Origin of the sequence: Rhodococcoides trifolii, assembly GCF_014635345.1 — a bacterium.
Classification (GTDB): domain Bacteria; phylum Actinomycetota; class Actinomycetes; order Mycobacteriales; family Mycobacteriaceae; genus Rhodococcoides; species Rhodococcoides trifolii.
In genome coordinates this window covers 808,170-833,927 of record NZ_BMCU01000003.1, presented here as the reverse complement: position 1 = coordinate 833,927, position 25,758 = coordinate 808,170, and the positions used below count along the sequence as shown (strand labels likewise).

At 65.0% G+C, this 25,758-nt stretch carries 25 protein-coding genes; 18 read left to right on the top strand and 7 right to left on the bottom strand.

Features of this window, described 5'->3' with window-relative positions:
- Positions 1-28 precede the first annotated feature (28 nt).
- The gene (locus IEW02_RS17295; RefSeq protein WP_188546042.1) at positions 29-1,261 is read right to left on the bottom strand and encodes a L,D-transpeptidase; all 1,233 of its coding nucleotides are present in this window, start codon (positions 1,259-1,261) and stop codon (positions 29-31) included.
- 157 nt (positions 1,262-1,418) lie between these two features.
- Here IEW02_RS17295 and zwf point away from each other — a divergent pair, with 157 nt between their 5' ends.
- The 5 genes from zwf to IEW02_RS17270 all read left to right on the top strand — a co-directional run bounded on the left by zwf (position 1,419) and on the right by IEW02_RS17270 (position 7,401).
- Entirely contained in the window at positions 1,419-2,897 is a 1,479-nt protein-coding gene (gene zwf / locus IEW02_RS17290; RefSeq protein WP_229746103.1) for a glucose-6-phosphate dehydrogenase, read from the top strand.
- Positions 2,898-2,955: 58 nt separating this feature from the next.
- On the top strand, positions 2,956-3,891 hold the full coding sequence (locus IEW02_RS17285; RefSeq protein ID WP_188546040.1) for an endonuclease/exonuclease/phosphatase family protein: 936 nt from the start codon (positions 2,956-2,958) through the stop codon (positions 3,889-3,891).
- Between the two features lie 115 nt (positions 3,892-4,006).
- On the top strand, positions 4,007-5,329 hold the full coding sequence (locus IEW02_RS17280; protein ID WP_188546039.1) for a hypothetical protein: 1,323 nt from the start codon (positions 4,007-4,009) through the stop codon (positions 5,327-5,329).
- Positions 5,326-6,639, top strand: coding sequence for an outer membrane protein assembly factor BamB family protein (locus IEW02_RS17275; protein WP_188546038.1), 1,314 nt, complete (start codon positions 5,326-5,328; stop codon positions 6,637-6,639). Before IEW02_RS17280 ends, IEW02_RS17275 begins: the two co-directional genes overlap by 4 nt.
- 117 nt (positions 6,640-6,756) lie before the next feature.
- Positions 6,757-7,401, top strand: a complete 645-nt coding sequence (locus IEW02_RS17270) for a LysE family translocator (protein ID WP_188546037.1) — start codon at positions 6,757-6,759, stop codon at positions 7,399-7,401.
- A gap of 21 nt (positions 7,402-7,422) precedes the next feature.
- Here IEW02_RS17270 and IEW02_RS17265 read toward each other — a convergent pair whose 3' ends face one another.
- Positions 7,423-8,070 carry an MSMEG_1061 family FMN-dependent PPOX-type flavoprotein gene (locus IEW02_RS17265; RefSeq protein ID WP_188546036.1) on the bottom strand — a complete coding sequence of 216 codons (648 nt, stop codon included), beginning with the start codon at positions 8,068-8,070 and terminating at the stop codon, positions 7,423-7,425.
- A 23-nt stretch (positions 8,071-8,093) separates the two neighbouring features.
- On the opposite strand from IEW02_RS17265, the gene IEW02_RS17260 reads away from it, so the two are divergent.
- The 3 genes from IEW02_RS17260 to IEW02_RS17255 all read left to right on the top strand — a co-directional run bounded on the left by IEW02_RS17260 (position 8,094) and on the right by IEW02_RS17255 (position 11,353).
- On the top strand, positions 8,094-8,762 hold the full coding sequence (locus tag IEW02_RS17260) for an ABC transporter substrate-binding protein (RefSeq protein WP_229746102.1): 669 nt from the start codon (positions 8,094-8,096) through the stop codon (positions 8,760-8,762).
- Complete coding sequence (locus tag IEW02_RS25175; RefSeq protein ID WP_229746101.1) at positions 8,759-9,070, top strand: TroA family protein; 312 nt, start codon at positions 8,759-8,761, stop codon at positions 9,068-9,070. The genes IEW02_RS17260 and IEW02_RS25175 overlap by 4 nt, the downstream gene beginning before the upstream one ends.
- 180 nt (positions 9,071-9,250) lie before the next feature.
- Positions 9,251-11,353, top strand: coding sequence for an FUSC family protein (locus IEW02_RS17255; RefSeq protein ID WP_188546035.1), 2,103 nt, complete (start codon positions 9,251-9,253; stop codon positions 11,351-11,353).
- A 1-nt stretch (position 11,354) separates the two neighbouring features.
- Here IEW02_RS17255 and IEW02_RS17250 read toward each other — a convergent pair whose 3' ends face one another.
- The gene (locus IEW02_RS17250; RefSeq protein ID WP_188546034.1) at positions 11,355-12,449 is read right to left on the bottom strand and encodes a PucR family transcriptional regulator; all 1,095 of its coding nucleotides are present in this window, start codon (positions 12,447-12,449) and stop codon (positions 11,355-11,357) included.
- A gap of 76 nt (positions 12,450-12,525) precedes the next feature.
- Between IEW02_RS17250 and IEW02_RS17245 the strand changes: the two genes are divergently transcribed.
- The gene (locus IEW02_RS17245) at positions 12,526-13,119 is read left to right on the top strand and encodes a TetR/AcrR family transcriptional regulator (RefSeq protein ID WP_188546033.1); all 594 of its coding nucleotides are present in this window, start codon (positions 12,526-12,528) and stop codon (positions 13,117-13,119) included.
- Here IEW02_RS17245 and IEW02_RS17240 read toward each other — a convergent pair whose 3' ends face one another.
- Positions 13,120-14,106, bottom strand: a complete 987-nt coding sequence (locus IEW02_RS17240) for a fumarylacetoacetate hydrolase family protein (RefSeq protein WP_188546032.1) — start codon at positions 14,104-14,106, stop codon at positions 13,120-13,122. It lies immediately after the preceding gene.
- Between the two features lie 22 nt (positions 14,107-14,128).
- Positions 14,129-15,973 (bottom strand): dihydroxy-acid dehydratase, encoded by a 1,845-nt coding sequence (gene ilvD / locus IEW02_RS17235; protein WP_188546031.1) that lies wholly within the window; start codon positions 15,971-15,973, stop codon positions 14,129-14,131.
- A gap of 89 nt (positions 15,974-16,062) precedes the next feature.
- On the opposite strand from ilvD, the gene IEW02_RS17230 reads away from it, so the two are divergent.
- The 3 genes from IEW02_RS17230 to IEW02_RS17220 are packed head-to-tail and all read left to right on the top strand — an operon-like array spanning position 16,063 to position 18,364.
- Entirely contained in the window at positions 16,063-17,190 is a 1,128-nt protein-coding gene (locus IEW02_RS17230) for an alpha/beta hydrolase family protein (RefSeq protein ID WP_371829970.1), read from the top strand.
- Positions 17,191-17,198: 8 nt separating this feature from the next.
- A complete protein-coding gene (locus tag IEW02_RS17225; protein ID WP_229746100.1) occupies positions 17,199-18,023 on the top strand; it encodes a helix-turn-helix transcriptional regulator in 825 nt (274 codons plus the stop codon).
- The gene (locus tag IEW02_RS17220) at positions 18,020-18,364 is read left to right on the top strand and encodes an MmcQ/YjbR family DNA-binding protein (protein WP_188546029.1); all 345 of its coding nucleotides are present in this window, start codon (positions 18,020-18,022) and stop codon (positions 18,362-18,364) included. The genes IEW02_RS17225 and IEW02_RS17220 overlap by 4 nt, the downstream gene beginning before the upstream one ends.
- On the opposite strand, the gene IEW02_RS17215 is transcribed toward IEW02_RS17220, so the two are convergent.
- Positions 18,361-18,735 (bottom strand): VOC family protein, encoded by a 375-nt coding sequence (locus IEW02_RS17215; RefSeq protein ID WP_188546028.1) that lies wholly within the window; start codon positions 18,733-18,735, stop codon positions 18,361-18,363. The two genes, IEW02_RS17220 and IEW02_RS17215, sit on opposite strands and share 4 nt — an antisense overlap.
- A 197-nt stretch (positions 18,736-18,932) precedes the next feature.
- On the opposite strand from IEW02_RS17215, the gene IEW02_RS17210 reads away from it, so the two are divergent.
- A complete protein-coding gene (locus IEW02_RS17210; protein WP_188546027.1) occupies positions 18,933-19,439 on the top strand; it encodes a hypothetical protein in 507 nt (168 codons plus the stop codon).
- A 9-nt stretch (positions 19,440-19,448) separates the two neighbouring features.
- Here IEW02_RS17210 and IEW02_RS17205 read toward each other — a convergent pair whose 3' ends face one another.
- Positions 19,449-19,868, bottom strand: a complete 420-nt coding sequence (locus IEW02_RS17205) for a hypothetical protein (RefSeq protein ID WP_188546026.1) — start codon at positions 19,866-19,868, stop codon at positions 19,449-19,451.
- A 70-nt stretch (positions 19,869-19,938) separates the two neighbouring features.
- Between IEW02_RS17205 and IEW02_RS17200 the strand changes: the two genes are divergently transcribed.
- The 5 genes from IEW02_RS17200 (at position 19,939) to IEW02_RS17180 (ending at position 25,678) form a co-directional block, all read left to right on the top strand.
- A complete protein-coding gene (locus tag IEW02_RS17200) occupies positions 19,939-20,625 on the top strand; it encodes a response regulator transcription factor (protein ID WP_188546025.1) in 687 nt (228 codons plus the stop codon).
- A 2-nt stretch (positions 20,626-20,627) separates the two neighbouring features.
- On the top strand, positions 20,628-22,082 hold the full coding sequence (locus IEW02_RS17195) for a HAMP domain-containing sensor histidine kinase (RefSeq protein ID WP_188546024.1): 1,455 nt from the start codon (positions 20,628-20,630) through the stop codon (positions 22,080-22,082).
- Between the two features lie 104 nt (positions 22,083-22,186).
- Positions 22,187-23,671, top strand: a complete 1,485-nt coding sequence (locus IEW02_RS17190; RefSeq protein ID WP_188546023.1) for a S1C family serine protease — start codon at positions 22,187-22,189, stop codon at positions 23,669-23,671.
- A gap of 74 nt (positions 23,672-23,745) precedes the next feature.
- On the top strand, positions 23,746-24,285 hold the full coding sequence (locus IEW02_RS17185) for a MogA/MoaB family molybdenum cofactor biosynthesis protein (RefSeq protein ID WP_188546022.1): 540 nt from the start codon (positions 23,746-23,748) through the stop codon (positions 24,283-24,285).
- Between the two features lie 751 nt (positions 24,286-25,036).
- Positions 25,037-25,678: an MspA family porin gene (locus tag IEW02_RS17180; protein WP_188546021.1), complete on the top strand. Its 642-nt coding sequence runs from the start codon at positions 25,037-25,039 to the stop codon at positions 25,676-25,678.
- Positions 25,679-25,758: the final 80 nt, after the last annotated feature.

The window sequence follows — 25,758 nt, the reverse complement described above, 5'->3', positions numbered from 1 at the left end:
AAGCTACAACGACCCACCGACAAACAATTCAGACCGCGCTACCGGCAACCCATTCGCTCCACGGGACGCTCCAGTCACCGTTCTGCCACTGCTGCAACGGCGCACCACCGGTGTTGCGTACCTCGACCACGTCACCCGGCACCGAATAGTTGTAGAACCACTGCGCGTTGGAACTGTTCAGATTCAGACATCCGTGCGAGGTGTTCGTGTTGCCTTGCGCCCACACCGTCGAATCGAGCTGGTGGAGGTAGATTCCGTCGTTGCTGATCCGCGTCGCGTAGCTGATCGTCTCCTTGTATCCGAGACGGGAGTTGACGGGAAGTCCGAACGTGGACGAGTCCATGACGACCGGATTGGCCTTGTCGAGCACGGTGTAGACACCGGGCTGCGTCCAGAACGTGATGGTCTGATTGCCGACCTGCTCGCTGCCGCCCATCCCCATCGACGTCGGCATGGTGCGGACGAGGTTTCCGTTCTCGTAGACCTCGACCTCTTTGGTGTTGTCGTCGGCGATGGAGACGTGCGAGTCACCGATGGTGAACGACGTGCTCGCATCCTCTTGGCCGAAGAGGCCGGGACTGACTTCCTTGCCGTACACGTCCGCTCGGATCGTCACTTTGGTTCCGGGCGCATAGTAGTTCTGCGGCCGCCAGTGCACGTTCTGGTCGTCGGCCCAGTACCACGACCCCTGCACGGCGGGCGTCGTCTGGACGGACAGCGTCTTCTGCGCCGCTGCGCGGTCGGAGATCGGCTCGTCGAAATGAACCACGGCGACGATGCCGACGCCGAATGTTCCGCCGTCGGTCAAGAGGTTGCCGCCCGACGAGACGAACGTGGGCAGAGTTTGGTTACCGGGTGTGACGGTGGTGAAGGTGCTCGTCTGCTGGACCGGCTTGCCGTCGGCGTTCGACGCCGAGACGGCGATGGAATACGTCCGGCCGTATCCGAGCGGAACGGACGGCTTCCATCCGATCTTGTCGGGCGTCAGAATCCCCTCGACGGGCGCGCCCTCGTCGTTGGTCATCGCAACCGTGTCGAGCGTTCCCTGGGCGACGTCGACCGTCACGGGTGCGAGCGGGTTCACCGCCGCGGCGCCGTCACCCGGGTTGAACGTGATCACCGCATCGGGCGCCGCCGGCGTGGTGGTCGTGGCGTTCGAACCACCGTCCGTCCCGCCTCCCGCGCCGCATGCAGCGACGACGGCCACGACGATGGTCAGGGCAATCCACAGCGGGAAACGCCTGATCAAACGGTGCAACATGGTTGTACTACTCCCGACTCGGTGCTGATTGCGGCCCTGACGCGGGCCCGCGTACCTCCACGGTACGTGTCCATCATCCCAGAAACCGCACCGATCGTTACTGTCTGCAACGGCCGAACCGAGCGGAACCGGTCATTCGGTGCAAGCATCTCTTCTTGTGACCGCACGCCATTCGGAGCAGACCGATCCACTGTCGCCTCAGGTCGTCGTCGTTTTCGGCGCCACCGGAGACCTCGCCCGCCGCAAGTTGTTGTCCGGAATGATGCACCTCGCGCTGTCGGATCTGGCGCCTCGGATTCGCGTCGTCGGAACGTCGTTGGAAGAGATGTCCAGCGAGGATTTCCGCACGCTTGCCTTCGACGCGATCACCGAGTTTTCGCGGCGCAAGGTCTCGCGGGAAGTGTGGGACAAGTTCGCGCCGAAGCTCAGCTATGTCTCGCAGAAGAAGGGCCCGCAAGCCCTGGCCGACGCCGTCGCCGCGGCCGAGAACGAGCTCGCCGATCCGATGACACAGCGTCTGCACTATCTGAGCGTGCCGCCGAAGGCCGCCCTGTCGGTGATCGACATGCTCGCGCAGGCCAAGCTGGTCGAGCGATCGCGCGTCATCATGGAGAAGCCGTTCGGCACCGACCTTGCCAGCGCCATTGCCCTCAACGCCGCTGTACACGAAACGTTCGACGAAGACCAGGTTTTTCGGATCGACCACTTCCTGGGTAAGGAACCGGCCCAGAACATCCTGGCGTTCCGATTCGCGAATGGGCTGTTCGAGCCCATCTGGAACCGCAACTTCATCGACCATGTGCAGATCGACATCCCGGAGACGCTGGGTCTCGACGGGCGAGCCAATTTCTACGAGTCGACCGGGGCGTTCAAGGACATGGTGGTCACCCACCTGTTCCAGGTTCTCGCGTTCATGGCCATGGAGCCGCCGACCGCTCTCGAGCCGAGGGCTATCGGCGAGGAGAAGAACAAGGTGTTCCGATCGATGATGCCGATCGACCCGAACAACGTTGTGCGAGGCCAATATCAGGGCTACCGGCAGGAAGTCGGCATCGCGGCGGACTCGGACACCGACACCTTCGTCGCGCTGAAATGCCATATCGACAACTGGCGCTGGGCCGGGGTGCCGTTTTATCTGCGAACGGGCAAACGTTTGGCGGAGGGGCAACGCATCATCTCGATCGCCTTCCGCGAGCCACCCAAGAGCATGTTTCCCGCGGGTTCGGGGGTGGGGGCGCAAGGTCCTGACCATCTGACGTTCGACCTGGCCGATGCGTCCAAGGTGTCGCTGTCCTTCTACGGAAAGCGGCCGGGGCCGGGTATGAAGCTCGACAAGCTCAGTCTTCAATTTGCCTTGCAGGACACCGAAAGCGCCGACGAGGTTCTCGAAGCGTACGAGCGCCTCATTCTCGACGCGATGCATGGCGACCACACTCTGTTCACGACGGCGGAGGGCATCGAACGGCTGTGGGATCTGTCGGCGCCCCTGCTCGAGGACCCGCCACCCGTGCGCTTCTACGCCCCGGGCACCTGGGGGCCCAACGCGATTCACCAGATGATCGCACCGAACGCGTGGCGGTTGCCGTTCGAGCGGGCGTGGCGCGAGAAGAAGGAACCGGTGACGTCGAAGGACTGACGTGGTCAGGTGGTGTCTGACGAGCACCACTCCACCCCTCTCGAGTAGCCTCGGCGCCATGAGTGTCGGACGCGTCATCGCAGGATTCGTCGGCATCACGGGCGTTCTCGTCGGTGTGCTGGGCTTGTTCGCGTTCTTCACCGGCCACCTCGTCCTTCTCGCGTCCTTCGTCCCGATCCTTCTCGTCGTCGCCGCGATCGGCACCGTTGTTCTTGCCGCAGTGCGGCAATGGGTTCTCGTCATCGTCGGCGCGATCGTGATCGTCATCGGCGCCGTGACGCAAGCCCCGCTGTTCGTGGAGAATTCTTCTGCCGGCGCGGACGGTCGGTCGGTGCGGTTGATGCAGGCCAACCTGATGCTCGGCAAGGCCGACGCGTCCGCGCTGGTCGCGATGGTTCGCGACCGGAACATCGACATACTGACGGTGGAGGAACTGACCGACGAGGCCGTCGAGGGTCTCCGTGAGGCGGGCCTCGAAGACGTTCTGCTGCATCAGTTCCTGGCACCGTTCACTCTCGGAGGCGGAACCGGAATCTACAGCCGGTTCCCGGTCTCGGACGGCCGCAACCTCGACGGGTACATCCTCGGCAACCTGGTTGCCGACCTGGATGTTGGCGCGTCACAACCCCTGACGCTGTTCGCGGTGCATCCGATTGCGCCCTTTCCTCGCTCCTCGGAATGGATGAGCGAGATGACGCGCCTGCGCGGCGACGCCGCGGCGGTGGGCGACGGAACGGTCGTTCTCAGCGGGGATTTCAATTCGACCTACTCGCACCGCAAGTTCCGTGACTTCTTCGACGACGGGTTCACGGATGCCGCGGATTGGCTGGGAGCCGGGATCATTCCGACGTATCCGACGGACATGGCGTACCCGCCGGTGGTGGCCATCGATCATGTGCTGACCAAGAATGCGGATGCGACGTCGATCGAATCCTTCCATATCGCAGGATCGGATCACCGCGGACTGGTGGCAGACATCAGGCTCGCGGAGTAATTGCGGTCGGTGCAGCAGTCGTCCCCGCGATTGCGGAGCGGGTTCAAGTCTGACGACACAGACTGTCGGATCCGGATGTAACGGACATCATGAGCGACGCGAAGAAGGTGTCGTGGTGCAACGTGGGAAGTCGGGGCGACGGTTGACCGTCGGCTTGGTCGTCCTGTGCGCGGGTGCATCGGCATTGGCCACAGCGTCCGATCGACCCCAAGTCGACGATGGATACAACTACGTGTCCGAACCGGTCGACGTCGAGGCCGCGATTCCCGGTTGTGATTCGGTCGAGCGGCCCTCTACGAGTCGGTCATTCGGATTTGCCACTTTCGGCGGAGCGTCGTCGTACGACAGCCCCAGATATCCCTGGTACTCGGGCCCGAAGGCGTCCGCGATGACCTCGTCGCTCACGGAAGCGCTACCGAGCGGCATCTCCGTCGACTACGCACCTCGCAGCCAGTCGTTCGAGTTTCAACCCATCGACGACTATTCGAATGAGGATGTCGGCGAGTTGCCGGACGGCATCACCGCGGACGACCTCGGCGGAGAGGCGCGGGCAAGTGGCTCCCTGACGCGGGCGGGGGTCACTGCCACACTGTCGGTCTCGGTGGAGGAGTCGACGCGTGATGTCCCGCCCTGCACTGCAGGAGTTCTCGACGAGCGCCGCCGGACCGACGACGGCGCAGTCGTCGACCTGAACGACACGTGGAGCGAGTACCCCGGGACGGACGAGCAGACTGTTCGTACCTACACCCGGTCGGTCGATGCCTGGCTGCCCGACGGTAGCGTCGTCCGGGCCTCGATGTCCTCGGACGTCGAACAGTGGCCGTTGACGCGCGACGACATGGTCACCCTCGCACTCGAACCCGGCCTCCAGACCACGGCCGCGGTCCCGCCTGGAACGCCGTCTCCTGCGCCCGCGTGCCCGTCTACCTATGACGACGAGGGTCCGTACGTGAAAGTGACTCCGGACATGGTCGACGCCTGGAACTCCGCGCTTCGCTCCGGGTGGCCGGGCGGTGTGCCGGGGCTCGAGATCGACAGGAATCTTGCATCTTTGGAACCAGCCGATACTTTTCTGTCCGGTGCCTGTGCCACTTTCGACCTGACCGGCCCGACCACCACAGGCGCGGTCGGCATCTCGATCTCGAGTGACAACGCACTGCCCGTCGCCCCGGATCCATACGACCCGCAGTACTCGGAGAGTCTGCCTGAGCTGACGATGCTGGCCGATGGTTCGGTGGAGGTGATCACGGATGACTGGTATTCCTCGGTTCCGATGAATCCGACTCCCGATGATCCCGGTGGCATGGAGCGGTATCTGTCGGTCGAGGTCACGCATCCGTCGGGCTACGCGGTCGATGTGTTCGCCAGGGGTACGAATCCTCCTCCAGTGCAGTTACTTCAGGCCATCGCCTCGACGCCCGGGCTGGACGGAAAGTGAAGCGCAGCTTTCTTGCGTCGGCGGCTGTAGGTCTAGCGGTTCTCGCCGGGGCTGCCGTCGCCGTCGTCGTGTTGCGCGGCGCCGATACGACCACTGTCGGGGCCGTATGGACGGCCGATGCCGAGCAGATCTACGGTCGTGATTTTGCGCAGTTCCGGTCTCCGGTCGGAGGAAGCGAGTACGACTCGGACGATCTCGGAGTCGTCGAGGTAGACGGCACGATCGTGACACTGATCGGGCTTCCCAATCCTCGAAGCTATCAATTGGATTCGGCCATACTGGTCGGCATCGACAGCGCCACCGGGGATGTGCGCTGGAAGTCGCCGGCCGAAGGCCTCGGCGGGTGCGCGTACGAGCCAGTCGACGGCGACATCGTGTGTTACAGCGGATTAGCCGACATCGAACCGGCCTTGATCACCTATGACGCGGCCACCGGAGACTCCGATCGATACCCCACCGCTTTCGGCGACACCGCCTTCGGCATGACGGTGAGCGATGGGCGTGTCTTTCTGATAGAGGGCAACGCGGAGGACAACGACGTGCGCGTGCACGCCGGGAGCGTCGCCGACGTGGATGAAGGTTGGGCCCGATCGTTCGACGTCGGTGACGCATGGGAAAGCGTTCCACCGCAACCGATTCAGGTATCCGGCGAGCTGGGCATCGTTCCGATGGGGTTCGGCAGCGTGGTGTTCGACGTATCGGACGGGCGCGAGCTGTGGTCCGGCGCGTATCCGGAGTGCTTCACGCCTCCGGAACTGCGAGGCGACACCGCACTGGTGACCGAGACGGACTGTGACACCGGAGACACCACCGCCGTACGATCGGTGACCCGGGCCGGCACCACATTGATCGCCGATTCCGGATCGACTGTCTCGCAGTCGAGATCGGGCCCCGATGCGCCGATCGTCATCGGGACCACCGCCTACGATTCGGGCGGCGGGACGCTGTTCACATCGGCACTGCTGTCTCAGGTTGTCGCCTCGACGTCCGAGACGATCGTGGTGCAGGATTCGGCTGGAAGTACTTCGCAGACGGTCGGTCTCGACGCCAGAACCGGTGAGGAGAAGTGGCGAAGCGACAACGGTGGGCTGTACAGCGGAATAATCGAGCTCGACGGGTCTTCCGCGCTGTCCGTCGACGGCCTCTCGGTCGAGGCCATCGATCTCGGTAGCGGCGACGTCGTGTGGACGGCGCCTCTCGAAACGAACAGTGGCACCGGTGCAGGTGTCAGCAGTGTGTGGCCCGTCGAGTCCGGGGTCGTTGTCAACAGTGGACAAACGATGACGATTGTGCCGAGACCCGTCGGGTGAGAGGCGGACAGCAGAGAATCGCCTCGGCGTACCGTGACAAACTTCGGTCGACGTAGATAGCCAGCGAACTTCCACTGGCACTTCCCGCGCCGCGACGGCCACGGCACCGTGAGCGCCATGATCACCCTCGCCGCCGCGGCCGGCGTCGCCGCCGTCGCCCTTGGACTGGTGCTGACACCGGGTCCGAACATGATGTACCTGATCTCGCGCAGCGCATCACAGGGAAAGCGGGCGGGCTTTGTCTCGCTCGGCGGCGTTGCTGTCGGATTTCTCGTCTACCTCGTAGCCGTGACACTGGGGATCTCCGCTGTGTTCGCGGCAGTGCCGTCGCTGTACTTCGCGGTGAAATTGACCGGAGCTGCGTATCTGTTGTGGTTGGCGTGGAAAGCGCTTCGTCCCGGCGACCGATCGATTGTGGGCGACGTGGGCATGCCGCACGACACCGCGCGTCGGCTGTTCGCGATGGGTCTGACGACAAATTTGCTCAATCCCAAGATCGCCGTCATGTACGTCGCGTTGATACCGCAGTTCGTCGACCCGTCCGCCGGCCGGTTGTGGTTGCAATCCTTGACGCTGGGGTCGGTTCAGATTGCGATAGCCCTCGCAGTCAACGCGCTCGTCGTCCTTGCGGCAGGCTCCATTCGAGCATTCCTGGTTGCGCGCCCAGCGTGGCTACGTGCGCAGCGGTATGCCATGGGGACGGCGCTCGGTCTGCTGGCCGTGAAAGTGGCCACCGACGGGTCTCGCCCGGTGTCGGCATGACACTTTCGGCCTGAGGCGAGCTCAGTACAGCGCCGTGCGGTAATCCTCCGAGCGCTTGGGCTCCGTCGACACCTCGGTGATGCCGTGCAGTTCGTCGCTCATCTCGCGCAGCGTCGGTACGCCGTCGGTGTCCGGCCAGGTCTGCGGCTCGAACACCTTGGATCGCAACACGGCGCGTGCGCAGTGGACGTAGACTTCGTCGACTCGGACGACAAGTCCCAGCTGCGCGGGCCTGGATCCGATCGACATCTGTTGCAGCATATCGGGATCGACGGTGAGGGTTGCCCTTCCGTTGATTCTGACGACTTCGTCCACGCCGGGTACGAGGAACATTATGCCTACGTGCGGGTTGTCCAGAATGTTGCGGTAGGAATCGGCTCGACGATTGCCCGGCCGGTCCGGAATCACCACGGTGCGGTCGTCGGGAAAGAGAACGGTGGATTCGATGTCGCCGCGTGGGGAGCTGTCGCAGTTGCCGTCGGCGTCGGATGTGGCGAGCACGAAGAACCGCGCCATGGAGACGAATGTGCGGACCAGTGGGGTGGTGAATGTTCGGTGTTTGTCGAGGATGTTCGGATGTGGGACGCCGAGAACTGCCTCGAGTTCCGCGGCCGACGTGAGGGACGTGGCCACTAATCGGTCGACGTCGATGCTCGGGGGTACCGTCATGAACATAGGGTAGGCTAACCACGATGACAGCGCGGAAGTCAGTCTGGCTCCTGGTCCTCGCGATCGTGCTCACGGCGTGCGGAAGCGGACCTTCGGACGACGAAACAGCCAGTACGACAAACGATTCCGCTTATCCGGTCACGGTGGAAACCAAATTCGGCGGCGTCACCCTGGACGCACGACCGACACGGGTTGTCGCGCTGGGCTGGGGCGACGCCGAGACCGCGCTGGCCCTGGGCGTGCAACCGGTCGGAGCGAGCGACTGGTTGGCGTTCGGCGGCGACGGCGTCGGCCCCTGGGCGCAAGGACTCTACGACGAACCTCCGACGATCATCGGGACGCTGGATCCGTCCTACGAGCAGGTAGCGGCGCTCGCCCCGGACGTCATTCTCGACACCAAGAGCTCCGGCGATCGGACCCGGTTCGACACCCTGTCGGCAATCGCTCCCACCGTCGCACTACCGCCGGGAGCGGACAACTACACGACGTCCTACGAGGACCAGGTCACACTGGTCTCGGCTGCGTTGGGGGTTCCGGACACGGGGGCCGAGCTGATCTCCGGCTTGAACGACAAGTTCGCGGCCGCCGCGGCCGCCATCCGGAGTTCCGCGGAAAAACGGTCACCGTCGGAGCATTCAGCGGCACCGGCTACGGCGCGTACATCGAGGCGAGCGAACGCGTGCAGTTCATGACGCGCCTCGGATTCACCCCGAACCCCACCATCGCAGAGCAGACTGCAGTCCGTTTCTCGGTCCCGATCTCCAACGAACAGTTGAATCTGCTCGACGCGGACCTGGTGGTGATCTTCCCCATCACCACCTCGGCGGAACAGGTGGAGCAAGACCCGATCTTCCGCGAGGTCCCCGCCGTGCGCGACGGTCGCTATCTCGTGTTCGACGACCCGGAAGCGTCGAAGTCGTATTCGACCAATTCGGCTCTGTCCCTGGGCTATGCGCTCGACACCGTCGTGCCCATTCTTGCGGAGAAGCTCAGTACCTGAGCTCGTCCACGATGGCCGTCACTGCGTCGACCGGAGCGGTCGTTGCGGTGTCGATCACCAGATTTGGCTCGTATTCGCGCTCGACAATGTCTTGCCATGTCGGGGCGGCCGCCGCTCACCAGTACGGACGGTTCCTGGCCGGTGATCGTGTACGCGTCGATCATGCGGCAAGCTTGACCGATGGGTCTCGCCACCGCCGTTCGCCGGCCGATCGAACGAACCATCCGGTTCGGCGTCGTGTCCGACCCGGGTCAGCTCCGTCTGCGTAGCGCCGGAGCGACCACGATTACCCTCGTCCTGGCCCTCGTCGTTCTCTACGCCGTCACTCGCGTTCTCGGCCAGCCCATTACCGTGGCCATGCTCGGCACGGTCGTCGCGATGTTCACCTCGTTCGTCGTCAAGGACCGCACCACGCGCGACAAGCTGATCACCACCGCGCTCATCCCTGGTCCGGCAGTCGCGGCGGTCAGCCTGTCGGCAGTGCTGGCGCAGCACGGCAAGATTGCCGACGTCGGCTTCATCGCGGTCCTGTTCACCGCGGTGTGGGTCCGGCGCTTCGGGCCGCGGGGTTTCGCGTTGGGGATGGCGTCCTTCATCTCGTATTTCTTCGCTCTGTTTCTTCGCGCTTCGCCGTCGCAGATTCCCCTTCTTGCGCTGAGCATCGTCATCGGTGTCGCCGTCGCGTTCGCAGTCCGCGTCGCCTTCCTCCGCGAACCGGCCGGTGCCGAGCTCCGCAGGCTGACGAATGCGCTCCGCGCGTCGTGCGTGTCGGTTCTCGAGATCACCGCACCGAACAACGCCGGCGATTCCGACGACATCCGGCGCGGCCTCGAACGGCTCGCCAACACCGCGTTGATGATCGAGGACTGGCTGGACCGCAACGAGGCGTCCATCCACCTGTCGGTGACCAGCGACGATCTCTCGCGCCGAGTGTTCGACGCGCAGCAAGCGACCGAACAACTGGTGTTCGCGCTCGATCGACTCGACCGGGCGTGGCCGCCGACCTTGGGTCGGGCGATGCTCGCAGTCGCTGCCACACTGCACAATTCACCGTCCGACCAACAACTCCGCGCGGCTCGCAAGGTGGTCTCCGTCGGCACCGCCGATCCCGTCGACCAGACCGGGGTGGCCCTGCACTACGCGATGCGCACCGTCGCTGCCCACACCGCACTGCACCGGGTGGCGGTCAACGCGGTGCAGGCGCCGCCGTCCACGAAGAACGTAGACGCCGACGACGACCCCGACGATCCGTCGACCGTCGAAGGGTCGTGGATCTCGCGTCTGGAACCGTCGACTCGCTCGGCGATCCAGGTCGCGATCGCCACCAGCATCGCCACGGTTCTCGGGGAGTTGGTGTCGCCCGACCGCTGGTACTGGGCGGTGCTGTCCGCGTTCGTGGTCTTCACCGGAACCACCACCCGCGGGGAGATACTCACTCGCGCCGGGCACCGCGTGGTGGGCACGGTGGCGGGAGTCTTTGCCGGAGTGCTCCTCTCGGCGCTCGTGGGACAGCGGCCGGTTCTGCAACTGCTGCTGATCGTGGTGTGCGTGTTCTTCGCGTTCTATCTCGTCACCATCGCGAACAGCCTGCTCGTCTTCTTCGTCACCATCTTGCTCGCCATGTTGTACGGCCTTCTCGGCACGTTCAGCATCGCGGTGCTCGAGGTGCGCATCGAGGAGACGCTCGTCGGTGCCACCGTCGGGATCGGCGCAGCGTTCTTCATCCTCCCGACGCGGACCCGTCAGAATCTGGTCGAGAAGGTCGACGACTACCTCGACAAACTCGACGCGGTCATCGTCGCGAGTGTCGATTCCGTGGCGGCACCGGGAAGTGGCGTGGACCTGGTTCCACTGGCTCGTGAACTGGACACGGCGTTGCAGGACACCATCACCGCAGCAAAGCCGTTCGGATTCGGTCCGACTACCCGAGCTCGACGGGGGACCGCACGGTTGGTCCGTGTGCTCGAGACCTGCGATCGTGCCGCTCGGTCCCTCGCCAAAGCGGGGATCAGTGCGGCGGGCGCCGACGCCGACACCGCACCCCGGGCGGAGACGATCGACTCCCTGCGCGCAGGAACCGACCTGGTGCGGTCGTCGTTGTCGTCACTGCGCGAGGTCGTGCGCGGCGAATCCGACGAATACGAGGACGGACTCGACGAGTCCGACCCCGCGGGCGCGTTCACCTTCAGTGGTCGGTCGCCGGAGTCCGGTGCCACCCGCGCCGCCGTTCGCGCACTGAACCGTCTGGACCACGCGGCGGCGTTGACCAGAGTGCCCGTGTGAGCTAGCTGTACCGGTCGAGGTCGTCGATGAAGATCGCGGCCTCGAGTCTGCGCTGACCGGCGACCGAGCTGATGTCGAATCCGAGCAGCTCGGAGATCTTCTTGAGGCGCGAATCGAGAGTGTTGTTGTGTATGTACAGCTTTCGCGACGTCGAACGGCGGCTCTGCTGGCTCTTCATGTACGCCGTGATGGTCTCGAGCAGCACCGGCCGGTCGCGCAGTGGATCGAGGACGGTTCCGATGACCTCGCGGCCGGGTCCGGGGCGCGACATCTGGTACTCGAGCACCAGGTCCTGCGTGCGGTACACCTTGGGTGGACGCCCCAATTTGGCTGCGAGGGCAATCAATTCGTTGGCGAATCCCATGGCGTCGGGCACATCGGTGTTGGCCGCGTCCACGGTTGCGCCGAGAAGTGCCGAACCGAACGACTGGTTGAGGCGCGAGGTCAGACGGTCGACGGACGGATCGTCTCCCGTCGGCGGAACCAGGATCGTCACCGTTGCACGGTCGACGGCGGCCAGAACGTCGTGTCCGGATCCGAACGTGGCGTCGATCGCGTCGTGCACCACTGCCACGCGGCGCTCGCTGACGGCGTCGGGCACTCGAAGAACCACCACGTGGTACCGAGCCGGAATGTCGACGCCGAGCTGCACGGCGAGCTCGGACCACCGGGGGCGGCCGAGAATGAGGGCGCGCGCCAATCCTTCACGTGTGGAGGAACTTCCGGATTCGCGGCCCGTGGCCAGTGCGTACTCGTCGCCGATGGCGGTGGTGGCGGCGCTGACCAGGGCGACGACGGCTCGAGACGCAGCGGTGGCGTCCGATCCCGCTTCGCCCATCCACTGCGTCAGGACGTACGTTCCGCTCTCTCGGCAGGCTTCCAGCGCGGAATCGACCGAGATTCCGCAGGAGATCCAGTCGGACGATGCTGCACGGACGGCCACGAGGTCGGTGTCGTTCACCTCGGAACCGCCGCGGACGGAACGCGCCGTGACGTCCTTGGTCCATTCGGTGAGGAACTCGCAGGGCGTCACGCGTCGTCGTCGTCGGTCGGCCAATCGCTTCGATCCGCCTGTTGCGCCGTTGTGTATGACCATCGAAAACCCCACATCTGTTGAGAGTAGAACCGAGTCTACTGCCGAAAGGCCCGCAAAGCTATGACAGAATTCGGCGGTGGAAATCCGGTCCAACAGCCGTCTCGGCGTCGAAGGTCGTAAGGAAGCGATCGTGGACGCCGCATCGACCTTGGTGCGCGAGACGGGTCTGACCGACTGGACGCTCGACGATGTCGCGCAACGCGCCGAGGTGTCCCGAGGCCTCGTCTATCGGTACTTTCCCGGTAAGGACGCACTGCTCATCGCCCTCATCGAGCGACTGTCTCTGCAACTCCGAGGTCTCACCGCCGACGCTGCGGACAGGGAGTCCTCGGGCGAGGACAAGATGCGAGCATCTCTCGGCGCGTACTTCGACTACGCGGCCGCCAACCCCGCGCTCTACCGTGCAATGTTTCACGGTGCGGTCAGTGGGTCTCCGGAGGTCGCGGCGCAGCGCGACAACAACCTCGGGATCCAACGCGATCGCATCGTCGCCGGACTGACAGAGGCGGGTGTTCACGGTGCGCTGCTCTCGTCCGGGGTGCGCGATTGGCTGGACTTCATGGTCTCGTGCACGCTGTCCTGGCTCGTGCGCGGCGCTCCGCGCTCGCAGACCCCGATGGCACTCCTGCTGCGCACGCTGGGCATCGTGATCGAGGAATGCAGCACCTGATCAACCCTGCGCCGCAACGACATTGCTGACGGATCCAATCCCGTCGATGGTCAGTACGACCTCGTTGCCGGGCTCGATCCACCGGTCGAGTTCGAGTCCACATCCCATCGGCAGCGTGCCCGAGGTGATCAACTCACCGGGATAGACCTGCTCACCGCGCGACGCGTAGGCAACGGTCTCGCCGGGTGACCAGTGCAACCCCCGCGTACTGGTCGACGACCAGGTCTGGCCGTCCACGACCACCGACGCATCGAGACGATCGATGCGATCGAGCACCTCGTCGGGAGTCACGATCACCGACCCCAGCGAACTGCCGAAGGTCTTGGTCTTCACGACTGGCCCGAAAGACCCCTTCCTCTCCTCTTCCCACTGCACGTCTCGGGCGCTGAAGTCGTCGAACACGACGAATCCGCCGATGGCGTCCGCCGCCTCCGTGGAGGATGCGTCCTTCAGTGGCCGATCCACGATCATCGCGAACTCCAGTTCGAAGTCCAGCGCCTGCGTGTACGACGGCCACGGCATCGGAGCGCCGTCGGCGACGATCGTCAGATGGTTGCCCGTGTAGTAGGCCGGGTGGTCGTAGAAGGAGGCTTTGGGTTTGAGGGCGGGAAAGGTTCTGCGAGTGAGCGTCTCGTATCCCCGAACGAACGGAGCGGCCGCCGGCAGGTTGGTTCGAACCATCTGGTGCGCCGCCCGAATCCAGTGCGCCTCCCACCCGAGGAAGCATCGTAGCGACGACGGCGCATAGGGGAGGAGCGGTGTGCAATCACGCACCGTCGCAACGCCTTCGGCGACGGCGGCGTCCATGAGAGACGACACCCGATCGCGTCCGCGCTCTCGTGCAGCGAGCAACAGTACGAGGTCGGAGCCGACCGACTCCCCTCCGAGCGTGTGCTGCGCCTCCTCGAGGTCGATCCAGGTATCGGTGGGCTCGTGCCGTGCGGCGAGCGCGGTGCCGGACCGGGTCGAGATGCGACGCAGCTTCATTCCTTTAGTAGAACACAGTCTACTAGTGTTCGAGAAGGCTCACATCGCGCACGGCCCCCTTGTCTGCGGACAGCGCCATCGCGGCGTAGGCCTTCAATGCAGTGGACACCGTACGGTCGCGGCCACGTGGTCGGTAGATGCCGCCGCGGGCGCGTCGACGGTCGTCGAGCATCTGCTCCGACACCTGCAGATCGATGCGCCGCCCGGGGACGTCGATGGTCACCGTGTCCCCGTCCTCGATCAACGCGATGGCACCGCCCGCCGCTGCTTCGGGAGAGACGTGTCCGATAGAGAGCCCGGATGTGCCTCCCGAGAAGCGCCCGTCGGTGACGAGAGCACACGACTTGCCGAGTCCGCGGCCCTTCAGGAACGCCGTGGGATAGAGCATTTCCTGCATTCCCGGGCCGCCACGCGGACCCTCGTACCGGATGACGACGACGTCGCCGGCCTGCACGCGGCCGGCCAGAATTCCGTCGACGGCATCGTCTTGAGACTCGAATACGACTGCAGGACCGGAGAACACGAGAATGGAGTCGTCGATTCCTGCGGTCTTGACGACGCATCCGTCGACCGAGACGTTTCCGCGTAGAACTGCCAGACCGCCGTCGACGCTGTACGCGTGATCGACCGACCGAATGCATCCGTGCTCGGAGTCCACGTCGAGGTCGATCCATCGTTCCGACTGCGAGAAGGCGGTGGACGAGCGTACGCAACCCGGTGCGGCGTGAAAGAGTTCGACGGCGTCGGGAGAGGGTGAGCCGCCGCGGACGTCCCACGTCGTCAACCATTCGGTCAGCGAGTCGCTGTGGACCGAGGCGACGCCGTCGTCGAGCAACCCGGCTCGATGAAGCTCGCCGAGTATCGCCGGGACCCCGCCCGCACGGTGAACGTCCTCCATCAGGTAAACGCCGTTCGGGGCCACCTTGCTCAGGCACGGAACGACTTTCGACCGCTGTTCGATGTCGCCGAGGGTGTAGTCGAGTTCACCCTCACGCGCCGCGGCCAGCAGATGCAGAATCGTGTTGGTCGAACCGCCCATCGCGATGTCGAGCGACATCGCGTTGTCGAACGCAGCGCGGGACGCGATCGAGCGCGGAAGCACTCCCGTGTCGTCCTGCTCGTAGTGACGCCGCGTGATGTCCACGATCGTTCGTCCTGCGTTCTCGTACAGCGCCTTTCGCGCCGTGTGCGTCGCCAGAGTGGACCCGTTGCCCGGCAGCGCCAGACCCAGTGCCTCGGTGAGACAGTTCATGGAGTTCGCCGTGAACATCCCCGAGCACGAACCGCACGTCGGGCAGGCGGCCTCCTCGATTCGAGCCATGTCGTCGTCGGACACACTCGGGGCGGCCGCGTCGGAGATGGCGGAGACGAGGTTGAGGCGGGTACGAACCGTCCCGTCGACGAGCACCGCAGTGCCACCCTCCATCGGTCCACCCGAGACGAAGACGGTGGGGATGTCGAGCCGCATCGCCGCCATCAGCATCCCGGGGGTGATCTTGTCGCAGTTCGAAATGCACACGAGCGCATCGGCGCAATGAGCGTTGACCATGTACTCGACCGAGTCGGCGATCAGGTCGCGAGAGGGAAGCGAATAGAGCATCCCGCCGTGACCCATGGCGATTCCGTCGTCGACGGCAATGGTGTTGAACTCGCGCGGAATACCCCCGGCCTTCGAGATGGCGTCGGACACGATGCGGCCCACCGGTTGCAGGTGGGTGTGTCCGGGGACGAACTCGGTGAAGCTGTTCGCGACGGCGACAATAGGCTTTCCGAAGTCCTCGCGGGCTACTCCGGCGGCGCGCAGCAACGCCCTGGCGCCGGCCATGTTGCGGCCATGGGTGACGGTTCGTGATCTCAGTTCGGGCACAGAACTCACTGTCGCCGCAATCGTTCGTCGGCGGAAGACGCCGCTGGTACTAGTAGTGCCGGTACCACCCCCCTTAGGATTTGCCCATGATGCGCGCTCGGTCGGTTGTCGGCTCCCTGGTCTGCGCGCTGGCGGCCGCGCTGGCGCTGGCGTTCCCCGCCGGTGCGCAGGAGTCGGGCGACGTGGTCCGCGTGGAACCGATGCCCGAGTCGTTGCGGATTCCGGGAAGCTCCGCGCCGCAACGCATCACATACTGGTCCACCGGTGTCGACGACACCCCCGCGCTGAGCAGTGGCGCGGTGTTCACTCCCGACGGTCCGGCCCCGGCAGGTGGGTGGCCGGTCGTCGCGTGGGCGCACGGCACCGTCGGGTTGGGTGATGCCTGCGCCCCGTCGCTGGTAGGGCCGGCCGCACCGGAACGTGAGAAGCCGTACCTGGGGCGGTGGATCGCCGCGGGATACGCGGTGGTCGCCACGGATTACGTCGGACTCGGTACGCCCGGCCTCATGCCGTACCTGGACGGCAAGGTTCAGGCCCATAGCGTGGTCGATGCAGTGAAAGCGGCTGTGACGATCGATGATTCGTTGTCCGACAGGTGGGCGGTAGTGGGACAGTCGCAGGGTGGGGGAGCGGCGATCACGACGGCCCACTACGCCACCCGGTTCGGCGGACCCGATCTCGATTTTCGCGGTGCCGTCGGGACCGGTGTTCCCGCGAACATCGAGCTGGCGTTGCTGCCGCTCGGCCCTGGTTTCGCCCCGGTGCCGCTCTCGCCCAACTTGACGACGTACCTCTCCTACATCTTGGCGGGCCTGCGTTTTGCACATCCAGAGATCGACCTGAACTCGTACCTGACTCCTGAGGGCCGGCACTTCGTGGATCGCGCCGAGACGGAGTGCATCTTCCCGCTCGCCGCGAAGTCGTCGGGCATCGTGACCGGCGGGCTGTTCACCAAGCCGCTGAACGAGATTCCGAACTTCTACGCACTGCTGAACGCGTACATGGGTGTTCCGACGAGCGGGTACGACCGTCCTCTATTCATCGGGCAGGGAGCGGCCGATCTCGACGTGCCGGCTCCGTCGGCGCTGTCCCTGCTCGCGCAGATGACGGCGAACAACGTGCCGGTGACGTTCAAGATGTATCAGAACGACCACATCGGGACCGGTCTCGCGGCGCAGGCCGACGCCATCGCCTTCGTGAACTCACTGATGGGCTGACAGGGACCGTGAGCGAGCTCGGTGACTTCCTGCGGGCGCGGCGCGGTCAACTCGTGCGGTCCGAGTTGGGCCTGCCGATGCTCGGTCGCACCCGCACCACCGGGCTACGGCGGGAAGAGGTGTCGTTTCTTTCCGGCGTCAGCGTGACCTGGTACACGTGGCTCGAGCAGGGTCGCGACATCAATCCCTCGCGGCAGGTGCTGGACGCCGTTGCTCGCACGCTCCAGCTGACCGGAGCCGAGCATGCGTACATGCTGTCGCTCGCCGGGTACCCCGGCCCACGGCCGGAGACGTCCGCCTCCGATCGGGCGCCGGACCACATTCAGCGCCTGCTCGACGCACTGGCCGATTCGCCGGCGTTCGCGATCGAGCCGGACTGGTCCATCTCGGGGTGGAACCGTGCGTATGCCCTGCTCTACCCGAACATCGCGAAGGTCCCGGCGCGGGATCGGAATTTGTTGTACCTCGTCTTCACCGATCCGTACGTTCGAGAGCTGTTGCCCGACTGGGACATCGACAGTCGACGGTTCCTTGCCGAGTTCCGCGCCGAGGTGGGCCCTCGGGTGAGCGAACCGACCTTCGTCGACCTCGTCGACCGATTGCGGGAGTCCAGCGCAGAATTCCGGGCGTGGTGGTCGAGGCACGACATCGAGGGATTCACTACCCGTGAGCGCTTGTTCCACCACCCCCTCGTGGGGGATATTCGTCTCGAGCACCACAGGCTTGCCCCGTCCGATCACCCTGACCTGCACCTCGTGATCTACACGCCGGTTGTGGCGACGGATGCTCCAGCTCGTCTACGGCGACTTCTCGATGCGGAGGACCTGCTGTGACCATCGACGACATCATCGCGGCCTGCGCCGCATTTCCCTCGGCCGAGCTGACGCGGCCGTTCGGCCCGACCACGGCCGTGTTCAAGATCGGGGACAAGATGTTCGCGGCCATCGGTGAGGACAGCGAGCAGGTGACGCTGAAGTGCGCACCCGACGATGCGTTGGAGCTCGTCGACCGGTTCGACGACATCGTTCCCGGCTATCACATGAACAAGAAGCACTGGATCACCCTGAACCCCAACGGGTCCGTGCCGGAGGATCTGGTCGACGAATTACTCCGCGGGGCTTACGATTTGGTTTTCGCGTCATTGCCAGCGCGGCTGAGAAAAGAATTGGCCTAGACATAGGGCCGCGTAATTATCTCCAGACCATGACCGGCTGGGTCCTTGAAGTACACACCGCGGCCGCCGTGTTCGGTGTTGGTCTCACCAGCCCGCTGCATCTGCGGATCCGCCCAGTGGTCGATACCGCGGTCCACGAGTCGCTGATACGCCCGGTCGAACGCCTCGTCGTCCAGAAGGAATGCGTAGTGCTGCATCTGAATGTCGACGGGCGGTTCGGCGAACTGCAGCAGCACGCCCGCATCGAGGCGAACGTTGACGAACGGACCCCAGGAGGGGGCTTCGGACAATTCGAGGATCTCGCGATAGAACCGTGCCGATTCGTGTCGATCGATAGACGCAATGATGGTGTGGTTGAACGTGACTGGCATGGATCAGCCTCAGGGCTTCGACGCCTCCATGCCTGACGCAGTCCGCCATCGGCACGCGACGTTGGCAGTCATGCTACTACCGAACGCGGAGATTCGGTCGGCGGTGAAAAGTGTCGATCCGACGTCGCTCGCGTCACGACCCCGTCACGAATTCCTCCGACTATGTCGACATCGCTGGGAACTTGCGATGGTGTTGTATGCGAACAACATTGCGGCGGGCGGCATCGACAGTGACGATCTCGCTTGCACTTCTGCTGGGACTCTCCGCGGGCACGGCCACAGCGGCTCCGCAGACGTCGATTCTGCAGGTTCCTGTCGTAACCGGATTCGAGGTCGGCCCGTGGTCCGTACCCGGCGACCCGATCCAAACCACCCCGATCCGAGCCACTGTGGGTGAGACGCCGGGGTCGGTGCGGTTCGCGGCCGTCGACGTGAAGCCGTACTACTACGAGTACAACAGCCGCTGGTTGACCGTCCAGTGGCGGAACCTGTCGACCGGCGCCGCGGGTGCCGTCGATCTGCGCAAGAACGACGTGGTCGACGTCCCGAACATCGGTTATGTCTATGCGCGCGAGCTTCCACTGGAGGTGGTGGCGAACACCGGCCCCGGGCAGGTTGCCGTGATGGTCACCCAGAATCGGTCCAGTCAGGTTCCGATCATTCTGACCCTGTTCCCCGGCCTCGGGTTGCTTTCCGTGCCGTGACACGAGCGTCTATTCGTCTGTAGTCGGAGGCTCGTCCAGAAGCAGATCGTCGGCGGGAAGGGGGAGGGGCAGCTCGACCATTCGTTCCGTGTAATCCGGGTAGGCGGGTCGTATCCACACACGGGTATCGTCGAGCTGCACCATCACCATGCGCCGCCAACGCCAGTCGTCGCGGGGTCGGCGGAGGTCGGTGTGTGCATCGATCGGAAGCGGCGCCTTCGCCCAGTACGGCGCCGACAGCGACGACAGTCCACGTGCTTCGAGTACGTCGATGGCGGCATCCACCGGCACAGCCGCTTCCACCACATGGCCGACGGGATTGACCGCGTCGACAATCTCCTCGCTCACCAGCGAGACCGTCCATCCCACGAGCTCGCCGTCGGAGGCGCGGGTGACGGGCATGCGGCTCCGCCAGAGGTCGATGTCCATGTATTCGACGGTACCGAGGTATCCGCGCGCCTCTCAGCACGATCTCAGCCGAACCGGCCACACTGTACAAATGCGCATATTGGTGACCGACGACGATCGTGCGGTCCGGGAATCGCTACGACGCTCGCTCACGTTCAACGGCTACAGCGTCGACCTCGCCGTCGACGGTCTCGACGCGCTCCAGCAGGTGGCCGCAGAGCGTCCCGACGCTCTCGTTCTCGACGTCATGATGCCCCGGCTCGACGGACTCGAAGTGTGTCGTCGTCTGCGCAGCACAGGCGACGACCTGCCGATCCTCGTCCTGACCGCACGCGACTCGGTGTCCGAGCGGGTGGCGGGCCTCGACGCCGGCGCCGACGACTACCTTCCCAAACCGTTTGCACTCGAAGAGCTGTTGGCGCGGCTTCGGGCACTGCTGCGTCGTACGGCCATGGAACTCGGCGCCGATTCGCAGGCCATGACGTTCGCCGATCTCTCCCTCGATCCGGTCACTCGAGAGGTGACGCGCGGTGAGCGGCAGATCAGCCTCACCCGCACGGAGTTCTCGCTGCTCGAGATGCTCCTCGCCAATCCCCGTCGCGTGCTCACCCGTAGCCGGATCCTGGAAGAGGTATGGGGTTACGACTTCCCGACGTCCGGCAACGCCCTCGAGGTGTACGTCGGATATCTCCGTCGCAAGACCGAGGCCGAGGGTGAATCTCGACTGATCCACACCGTGCGCGGCGTCGGTTACGTTCTGCGCGAGACGCCGCCGTAAATATGGTCGCCTTGCCCGGAAAGAAGACGCCGTCCGATCAGATGCGTCCTCCGATGCCACTGACGCGGTCGGTCTCGCTGCGGTGGCGCGTCACCCTGCTCGCTGCCTCGGTGGTGGCGATCGCCGTCGCCGTCATGGCGATTGCCGCGTACGCGGTGGTGTCGCGCGCGCTCTACAGCGACGTCGACAGCCAACTCCGCACCCGCGCTTCGGCGTTGATCGGCAGCAACCTGGTGCAGTACGACCCCCGATACGTTGCCGGAGCGACGCTGTACAGCACCGATGTGTCTGTGGCACTGATCTTCTCCGACCTCTCGAAGTACGTTCCACCCGGATCGTTGGTTCCGGTGGGGGATCCGGAGATGGCCGTCGCGCGCGGGGAGAGCGACAGTTCGCTGCGCACCGTCGGTGGTCAACGCGTACTCAGCGAGCGCACGCCGGACGGCAGCACCGTGGTGATCGCGCAACGCCTCGCGCCGACGGGGGAGGTGCTCGACCGTCTCGCCTGGGTCCTCTTCGTGGTGGGCGGGTGCGGCGTGCTGTTGGCTGCGGTGGCCGGTACGGCTGTGGGCCGCACCGGATTACGGCCCATCGCTCGTTTGACTGCCGCTGCCGAACGGGTGGCGCGGACGGATGATCTGACGCCCATCCCGGTGACCGGTAACGACGAATTGGCGCGCCTCACCGAAAGTTTCAACACGATGCTTCGCGCTCTCGCGGAGTCCCGGGCGCGGCAGTCGCGGCTGGTCGCCGACGCCGGCCACGAACTGCGCACCCCGCTCACGTCGCTCCGCACCAACATGGAGTTGCTGATCGCGTCGGGCCGCCCCGGTGCGCCGCGGATCCCGGCGGAGGACATGGCCGAGTTGCGTGCGGACGTCGTCGCCCAGATCGAGGAATTGTCCACTCTGGTCGGCGATCTCGTCGACCTGGCACGTGAGGATGCGCCGGAGAACGTGTACGAACGGGTCGATCTCACCGATGCGGTCGAGCGTAGTCTCGAGCGAGTTCGACGGCGGCGCAACGAGATCGAGTTCGACTTCGAGCCCACACCGTGGATCGTGTACGGCGACCCGGCGGGTCTGTCGCGTGCGGTGCTCAACGTCTTGGACAACGCGGCGAAGTGGAGTCCCACCGACGGAACGGTGAAGATCACGATGGCAGCGAGGGACGACGGTCTCCTCGAGCTCACCGTCTCCGACGCCGGTCCCGGAATCGCCCCGGAGGAGCGGGAACTCGTGTTCGAGCGCTTCTACCGGTCCACTGCGTCACGGTCCATGCCGGGATCGGGGCTGGGCTTGGCGATCGTGCGGCAGGTCGTCGTCAAGCACGGCGGAACCATCGCGGTCGAGAGGTCGGACATGGGCGGAGCGTTGATTCGCATCGTGTTGCCGGGTGAACCCGGAACGGTGGAACCGGCGGATCTGATCGACGGTGTGGGAGTCACACCAATTTGATATGCCCATCTCAGCACCCTCTCAGTCCGACCGTGCATCGTCGGTGACGAAGACGAGGGAGTGACCGCCGAACAGGGTTGTCACCGAAAACGAAAGCGACGCAGATGAGCGAGGATCGCCCCAACACCGGGAACTCCGACGGGACCGACGCAGCGGGCTCGGCCCCACGGCACGAGAGCGGCGGGCACAATCCCGAGACGCCCAGTCCCCAGTCCCCGGAGACGCAGGCTCACGGCACCGCGCAGTTTCCGACTGCGTCGCAGGGCAACTACGGCCAGCAGTACCCGCAGGGTGGTTTCTACGGGCGCCCCGGTTACCCGCAGCAGGGACAGCCTCAGCAGGGTCAGCCGTACGGAAACCCCGGCTACCCGCAGGGCCCGTACCAGCCCGGCTATCAGCCCACCGAGCAGTTGACCGGCGGCGCACCCGGGAACCCCGACGTCGGCCCACAGCACGTCGGCGCCATCACGACGTCACCGAAGCGCTCCGGACGGTCGATGATCGTGGTCGGTGCCATCGCGCTGGCTCTGGTCAGTGGCGGCATCGGCGGGGCGGTCGGCTCGCTCGCCACTCGCGACGGGTCGACGGGCACCGTCACCAATTCGCTCAACGCACCCACCGCCACGGCGAACCAGACAGCGAATGCGCCCGACGGTTCCGTGCAGGCGGTGGCAGCGAAGGTGCTGCCGAGCGTCGTACAGATTCAGGTCACCGGCCGGCAGGCGGAGGGTGAAGGATCCGGAATCATCCTGTCCTCGGACGGGCTGATCCTCACCAACAACCACGTGGCCGCCGGGGCCGGCGCGAACGCTCAGCTTCAGGTCTCGTTCAACGACGGCACGACGGCGTCGGCCACCGTGGTCGGCGCGGACCCCGCGTCCGACATCGCCGTCATCAAGGCGCAGGGCAAGTCCAACCTGACACCGATCGAGCTCGGTACGTCCGACGGACTCGCAGTCGGCCAGCAGGTCGTCGCAGTCGGCTCGCCCCTCGGTCTGGCCGGAACGGTGACGTCGGGCATCATCTCCTCGCTGAACCGTCCCGTGTCGACCACCGGTGAGTCGAGCAACCAGGCGACGGTCATCGACGCCATCCAGACCGACGCCGCCATCAACCCGGGCAACTCCGGTGGCGCACTGGTCAATTCGCAGGGTCAGCTGATCGGCGTGAACAGCGCCATCGCCACCCTGGGTGCGAGCAGCGGCGGGGGCGGGCAGGAATCCCAGAGCGGATCCATCGGCCTGGGCTTCGCCATCCCGGTGGACCAGGCGCGGCGCATTGCCGACGAACTGGTGAAGACCGGCAAGGCGACGCAGGCCATCATCGGCATCACCGTGCCGAGCCAGGACAACGCGAACGGTGCAACGGTCATGGACGTCACGGCTGACGGGCCCGCAGCCAAGGCGAGCATTCCGACGGGCGCGGTCATCACAAAGGTCGACGATCGCGTCATCGACAACGGCGACGCATTGATTGCTGCCGTTCGCTCGCACGCCCCTGGAGACACCGTCTCTGTTACATACGACAACGGCGGCAGCCCGACCACGGTTCAGGTCACCCTCGGCACCGCCCCCAGTGGAGGCAACTGATGAACGAGACAGGCAGCCGTAGCGCGACGTTGAACGGGCGAGATGGTCGCCATCTCGCATCGATCCTCGGGCACATGACTACCGACCTGCCCGTGGGCACTACGGTGAGCGGCATGGAACTCGAAGCAGCTCCCGTCTCCGGGCGTGCCCTCGTCGTGATCGTCGACGACCGCGCGGCGCACGGCGACGACAAGGCCGCCACCGGCCCGTTGGTCACCGAACTCCTCACCGAGGCGGGTTTTCTCGTCGACGGTGTGGTGGCCGTGTCCAACGACGAGGTCGCCGTACGCAACGCGCTGAACACGGCCGTGATCGGCGGCGTCGACCTGGTCGTCTCCGTCGGCGGAACCGGAGTGTCACCTCGCGACGTTGCGCCCGACGCCACCGCCGATGTTCTCGATCGCGAGATCCCCGGTATCAGTGAGGCGCTGCGTTCGTCCGGACTTGCCGCCGGCGCTCTCGACGCAGGGCTGTCGCGAGGCCTGGTCGGCGTCTCGGGCAGCACGCTCGTGGTGAACCTTGCGGGGTCCAGGGCTGCGATCCGCGACGGAATGGCGACGCTGACGCCGCTGGCCAGTCAGGTCATCGGCGAATTGTCCAGCCTGGACGGGTAAGTCATCTCCTCGGAAGAAGAAACAGAACGTGCGAGCCGGGCCCGAGAGAAACGGGCCCGGCTCGCACGCATTTTCGGCGACGTGCTCCCCGATACGAGCGGCGACGAACGGTCCGAATCCGGATCGAACTCGTCATCGGACGAGTGGTTGAGACAGCAACGGCCCCCACACCACGAGTAATCAATGTGATCCAGGACACATTTACCCATCCGTTGCACGACCGCTCGTTGGGCTTTGTTAACCGCCCGTTTGCCTCTGCTCGCGGTACTGCCGTCATGGTGAGCAGGGACTTCGGAGAGAGCACAGCATTGGGCTCGAGGTGATGCGAAATGTCCTCGGTGTCGTGAATTCTGAATCGGTGCACGTCAGGTGCACGGACCCGCGCGAATGGTGCGCTGGCTCGGTCCAATAGTGCCGGGATTGCAGGTCGACGCCGTCGACGAGACGCGTGTGACGCAGGTTCACATGTAGGAAACAGAAACTGTGTGACTAACAACGACACGGCGGCTCGTAGGGATTGTCTCGATTCGATCTACCCTCTAAGGTTCCGATCAGGTTCAGCCCTCGGGTAACGAAATTCCGGTTTCGTTGCTCGCGAATGATGCCTGCACTGCCCGGCGCGAGGGTCAAGAGCCCCCGTCGTCGTCCCCGCCCTGATAGGTTTCGCAAAGATGCGTGGCCTTTTTGGGTGGAAGAGCCCGACAGCGCACCTCACGCAACACGCGTGAGGACGAACATGATGAGGAAGTAAATGACCGTAATTCAGAAGCCGCGGCGTAGCCGGGGGCTCAAGTCCATGCGTGCAGCCGTAGTCGCAAGCGCCGCAGTTGTCGGCCTGGTGCTCGGAAACGGCACGGCGTCTGCGGCTGTCGACAACGCCAACTCGGTTGTCGACGGAACCGGCAACACCATCACGGTGAGCCAGTCGGACACGTTCATCAATTCGGTTCCCCCGCTGGACAACAACCCGCTCAGCCGCGAGATCTTCCACAACGGCCGCGCGAGCTTCGACGTCGTCGGCCCCGAGGCGGACGACTTCTCGGGCACGCTGTCGATCGGCTACCAGATCGGCTTCCCGGCAGCCATCGCGCCGACAATCACGTTCTCGTACTCCACCCCTCAGCTCGAGGTCGGTGACGGAAACGCGTTCACCGTTTCTGACATCCTCCCGCAGCTCGGTGTTTCGATTCCGATCAGCTCCGGCGGCGGCATCGCCGAGGTCGAGGCTGCTTCCGGCTCGGTCGAAGGTGCAAGCGGCTCGGTCCAGCTCTCCAACTTCCACGGATTCGTCACCGGCGTTCTCGGCAACGTCACCGTCCGTCCGTACGTGAAGCTGGTCAGCGACAAGGGCGACACCGTCGTCACCTACGGCTCCCCGTGGCGCCTCAACTGATCTTGGCCTAGCCACAGATCAGGCTGAGACACACTTCAGCTGTAAACAAGTCAGGCCCGTTCGGATTCGTCCGAGCGGGC